Raw genomic sequence first — 5,254 nt, 5'->3', positions numbered from 1 at the left:
CCAATATGATTATGGATACTTTTCTTAGCACTATTCCACGGTCTTTCAAAGAACGATTGTTGTTTGCAACCTGATGTGTCAGAAAAATCATGGCTTTAACCATTATTTAATGGTGGGAAAGTTGAGTCAATAACAAATACATACTTGCAATACGTTGATATGGGGGGTAAATGTGAGCGGTAAAGAATATCAGTCTGTGTTAATCCCAAAATATTTGCATGATTTTTCTTGTCAAGGTTCTCAATGCGAGGATTGCTGCTGTTGTTTCGGGTGGATAGTGTCAATTGACCAGAAAACGAGTGATAAATATTTAAAGGTTACGGATCCTGAACTTAAACCATTATTGGAAGAATACATTGTTAAAGATGACCAATGCCAGACAAATAGCCATTATAAAATATTGAAAACGTTGGAAGGAGGCAGGTGCCCTTTTCTCAATGAAAATAAATTGTGCAATATCCAATGCAAGCTGGGGGAGGATTACCTGTCAGAAATATGTTCAGTATTTCCCAGACATGCTAATCTAATTGATGGAGTCTTAGAAGGTTCAGGAACGCTGGGCTGCCCGGAAATGGCCAGATTAATACTTCTGAACCCTCAGACGATTGAATTTGATCACATAGACGAATGGCCGCATATTCATTACCTCATCCTTTCGTCTATAGATACTAAAAGTTCTCCAGTAACAAAGTATTTTTGGCCGTTAAGAATCTTCACCATCAAAGTTTTACAGGATAGATCGTATACATTATGGGAAAGACTAATGTTTTTAAGTATATTCTATAATCGAACGCATCAAGTTTCGAATAATTATAAAGAAATTGAAAATTTTATTGATGAATACGACAGGCTGCTTTCGGATTGTAATACCGTAAAAAACATCTTGTCAGGTATCCCCGCTGCAAATCATATCCAAGTAAAGCTCATTAAAAGTATCATCGATCTGAGATATCTTCATAAAGGTCAAATTTACGGAAGCAGATATCTGGAATGCTACAATGAGTTTCTTATGGGCCTAAATTTCTCAGATGGGAGGAATTGGGATGATATTTTGTGCGATTTCGATAAAACGTTGCAGGATATTGTTAAGCCCTGGCTGGAGAAAAATGAATATATATTTGAGAATTATTTGGTTAACTATGTGTTTAAAGAGTTAGTCCCTCTGCGCAATGATTCTACTTTTTTTGAGTCCTTTTGCATGATGATCCTTCACTATGCTTATGTTTCATTATTGCTTGTAGGTATAGCCGCTTATCATAAAGGTATTACTGATGAAATAATTATTAAGCTGTTTCAGTCTTTCTCAAGAACGGTAGAACATACTCCTTCCTATATTAACGATATCTATACTCTTTTTAAACGGGAGGATTTTTTTCAGCTTCCTTATATCGCTGCCATAATTAAAAATTAGGAAATGATAAATGAATACCTTAAAAAAATCAAGCAGAAACCCGGTTCGAAAATGGCCGGGTTCTGTTTTTTAAAAAGCCAAGCCCTCACCGTCCGAAGCCTATCTACATATGCTGTAATTAGACTCATAATGAAAGGACGGATGGGCGGTATGGATAATCCGGCCACCGAACGCACGCCGCTTGTCATAGCGGCTGAAATAAAGATGATAACCTGCCAAACTAAAAAAATATTGCTTACCAGCGCCATTGAAATCGGCCGTCATTTGCAGGAAGCCAAGGCCATGCTCAAACACGGGGAATGGATTAAGTGGCTGGAAGAGTCTGTGAACTATTCTCGCCGAACTGCCTCCAGGCTGATAAAGCTCTACGAAGAGTATGGGCCTAGCTTCCCTGAAGGATCCGACAGCTCAAATGGGACACCAGTGTCCCATCTGACTTACATCCAGGCTCTCCTCTTACTGGGTTTACCGGCAGAGGAGCGGGAGGAATTCATCACGCACAATGACGTCGGCAGTATGACGAAACAGGAGCTGCAGCAGGCTCTGAAGGACAGAGATCAGGCCAATCAAGCGAAGGAGCAGGCGCTTCAGGAAAAGGGCCAGGCCCTTCAGGAGAATCAGCTACTCAAAAAAGGGCTGGAGACGATCGATAGTACAATCTCCGAATTAAAAAAGGAGCACGCTAAGGCTTTGCCAAGGCCAACGAATCCGGAACATGTCAATGCAGAAGCCTTATCTGCCAACGATACCTCCTCTGCCGGTGATGTCCCCTCTGCAACGACAGCCCCTTTTACCCATAACCTTAAAACCGAACGCAACCCCGACGCTTACATCAAGTATGTAGAGAAATGCGACGCTTGCTCCAAAACGATCGCCGATACCTTCTTCGATCTGACGACAGCGCTCACCAATCTGGCTCATATCGATCCGGAGCTGAAAGAAGAAAAAAGAAAAGCGGCCAACCAGCTGATTGATTATATGGCAGAGACAATTAAAGTGTGGCCGCCCCCGAAGAAGCCGCTCAGAGTTAATTCCTGATTTTCTCCGATTGGAGCTATGGATATATTGTGCAGCACATGCGAAGGCTAAAGGACTTATTATCGTCACGAATAATGTCCGTGAATTTGAGCGAGTTGAGGGCCTTGGGCTCGGGAATTGGGTTAGTGCATGAAAGCCAGTCGGCATAGCTTAGCTGACCAAGAGAAGCGAAAAACGAGGCACTTCATTATGAAGCACCTCGTTTTTCGCTTTCTGTATCGCTTAGGGGTATAGTATCGTCCAACAGAATCATTACGAAACAGGCTATCGGTGAGTATTTCTCATCTGTAAAGGAGAAATATCGCATGCTCACCCCCGTAAATATTAAGGACTATACGCAGAACATGTTTTCACAAATATGACCCGGAGCTTTGCTTCTTACGCCATCACCTTTCCTTTATTCTGAGAAATCGGATTTTATCGATTGAATAATAACTAAGCCCGAGGATTAATCTCCCCGGGCTTTGATTATTTTTTATTGTTCTTGCTCCTGATATTCCATAACCTCAAAATTCATGATCTTGTCAAATACAAGGTAGTCTTTTCTACTTTGGAAGGGGCCGAGGTTATAGTTTTTGTTCACAATATAATAATTACTTCCGGTTCCTTCAGCTCGTCCATCATACCAGTTAAGAATAAGTTGGTGTCAGGCACCGTAAAGTTTAATCATAGGAAAAAGAAAGAAGTCGCAACCCTCCCGGAGCGGTCGCAACTTCTTTTGATGTTGAACTTTTCAGATGTGCGGCTGTTAAGGTTGATTCACATTGTGTCTTATGGCATACTCCACAAAGGCATTGAGGGACAGACCGCGAGCGGACGCAGCAAGGGCGGCTTGGCGGTGCAATTCGGGCTGAATGCGGACATTGAAAGAACCTTTGAACGGCTTCTCGGGCTGTTTGCCGCTTTTCTCGCATAATTCCAAATACTCATCAACCGCATTATGAAAATCTTCGGTGAGGGCTTTTGCGCTGTCACCTTCAAAAGAAATCATGTTTTTTATGCCAATGACCTTTCCATGAAATACTGCATCTTCCTCGGAAAACTCAATGCTCCCGGTGTAGTCTCGATAATGAATGTAGTTGCTCATAACAATCCCCTTTCTTGTAAGGCTGTAATAATATCCTCTACTTGATACGGCTTGAGGATGTTTCGCGGATGCGGCTTGTGCAGTCGGATGTAATCATTTTCTCCGTTGGAGAAAGCGACTCTTGAACCGCCTGTTTATATTATATTCAATCCTCAAAAAATGCAACTATTTTTAGTTACATTAAGGAATATTTTTACCCGCTCAACTCGGGTGTGATGCGCCGTTTATGGTTAAGCAACGAACACACCCCATTCACGCAATGTAACTACGCGTTTGTCGTTGAGGTACGAAAAGCGGGGTGTTTTTAATGCTCGCAGTTAATTATTCCCCGTTTTGAATAAATAACTAAGCCCGAGGATCAATCTCCCCGGGCTTTGCTGATTTTATTGTTCTTGCTCCTGATATTCCATGACCTCAAAATTCATGATCTTGTCAAATACTAGGTAGTCTTTCCGGCTTTGGAAGGGACCAAGGTTAAAGTTTTTATTCATGATATAATAATTTCTTCCGGTCCCTTCAGTTCGTCCATCATACCAGTTAATGAAATCATTTACCTGGGTCATGGTTAAGTCATATTCCTTTTCTGTTCCGTTTATCATGGTAACTACGAGTAAAGCTCTTCCAGTAACAACTTCTAACGGCGTTGCTGATGCTTCATCCGAATTTGAACTTTCCTCGGCACTATTTACAGCTGTGACGACATAATAGTAGGTTGTTCCGTTTATTACTGACGTGTCAATATACGAGTTTGTTGTCGAAGTTCCTACTGTTGTATATGGACCTCCGATTACAGTTGCCCTTTTAACATTGTAACTAGTAGCACCAGAATCAGCGGTCCAACTTAAAGAGATTTGGGAATTACCAGAAGTAGCTGTTAAATTACTTGGTGCATTAGGCAAAACAGATAGGTTATACGCTAGATAGCCACTAGGGGGAGTAAACGTAAATGGAGTTGCTCCAAAATTAAATGTTACAGAGGTAGCATTTGTTGCTGAAACAAAAAACGGATAAACAGCCCCGAGTGAAGATATATCACTACACAATGTACCAAGCAAGTTTCCATTTTTATATATTTCTAAAGTTCCTTCGTCCATATCCAAAGCTAATCCAATTGTATTGCCGACAGCTAAATATCCACCTCCTAAATCTTCTGTTTTAATGCTTGGATATCCCGAATCATCTCCATAATAAACTCGGCTATTTTGTTCTTGCCAAGACCAACTAGAAACACTTGCTGAACTATTAGCTATTCCAATCCCTGTATTCGTTGGACCTGAAACTGATGTAACTTCCCAATACCATTTTCCATTAGTAACACTTTTTGTAGCTCTGACGCCTTGATTGTAATTAGTATCCCCTTCATAAACAGTTAGATTACCGTTACTTAAAGCTACCCCACCACCTTTATCTGAAGGATTAAGTGTTACTTCAGTTGTGGCAAAACAGCAGGGACAACTGTAACCAGCAACATGATCGCCATTAACAGAATTGATAACATTTTTACTTTTTTCTGATATCATACTTTTATTTCCTCCTCTTTAAATAATTGTTTATTTATACAAAATATAACATAAATAATACCTACATTATAAGTCTTATAATTATTTTTCATTAACTCAACTTTCCCACCCTGTCGGGTAGGTTGAAACCTTGAAAGTCTTTGAAAGTATGGTTAAATACAACAAGGAAACCACCAAATCTGGTATAATGAGAATAAC

General features: G+C 40.5%; 4 protein-coding genes. 2 read left to right on the top strand and 2 right to left on the bottom strand.

Going from position 1 to position 5,254, the window contains the following annotated elements; translation table 11 throughout:
* Positions 1-172: 172 nt before the first annotated feature.
* Complete coding sequence (fliB, locus tag A7D23_RS02580; RefSeq protein ID WP_141690631.1) at positions 173-1,411, top strand: flagellin lysine-N-methylase; 1,239 nt, start codon at positions 173-175, stop codon at positions 1,409-1,411.
* 150 nt (positions 1,412-1,561) lie between these two features.
* Positions 1,562-2,449: a DUF3102 domain-containing protein gene (locus A7D23_RS02575; RefSeq protein WP_025206034.1), complete on the top strand. Its 888-nt coding sequence runs from the start codon at positions 1,562-1,564 to the stop codon at positions 2,447-2,449.
* Between the two features lie 748 nt (positions 2,450-3,197).
* Here A7D23_RS02575 and A7D23_RS02570 read toward each other — a convergent pair.
* Together A7D23_RS02570 and A7D23_RS02565 are read right to left on the bottom strand one after the other, a co-directional pair.
* The gene (locus tag A7D23_RS02570) at positions 3,198-3,536 is read right to left on the bottom strand and encodes a type II toxin-antitoxin system HicB family antitoxin (protein WP_019226908.1); all 339 of its coding nucleotides are present in this window, start codon (positions 3,534-3,536) and stop codon (positions 3,198-3,200) included.
* A gap of 383 nt (positions 3,537-3,919) precedes the next feature.
* Positions 3,920-5,056 carry an SPRY domain-containing protein gene (locus A7D23_RS02565; RefSeq protein ID WP_019226907.1) on the bottom strand — a complete coding sequence of 379 codons (1,137 nt, stop codon included), beginning with the start codon at positions 5,054-5,056 and terminating at the stop codon, positions 3,920-3,922.
* Positions 5,057-5,254: the final 198 nt, after the last annotated feature.

Origin of the sequence: Dehalobacter sp. TeCB1, assembly GCF_001707455.1 — a bacterium.
Lineage (GTDB): Bacteria > Bacillota > Desulfitobacteriia > Desulfitobacteriales > Syntrophobotulaceae > Dehalobacter > Dehalobacter restrictus.
The sequence above is the reverse complement of the archived record's forward strand: the minus strand, read 5'-3'. Positions and strand labels throughout refer to the sequence as shown.

Excerpts from the sequence above, each read along its gene's own strand:
- A7D23_RS02575 (WP_025206034.1), top strand. The coding sequence starts at position 1,562 with ATGGATAATCCGGCCACCGAACGCACGCCGCTTGTCATAGCGGCTGAA.
- A7D23_RS02565 (WP_019226907.1), bottom strand. The coding sequence starts at position 5,056 with ATGATATCAGAAAAAAGTAAAAATGTTATCAATTCTGTTAATGGCGAT.
- A7D23_RS02570 (WP_019226908.1), bottom strand. The coding sequence starts at position 3,536 with ATGAGCAACTACATTCATTATCGAGACTACACCGGGAGCATTGAGTTT.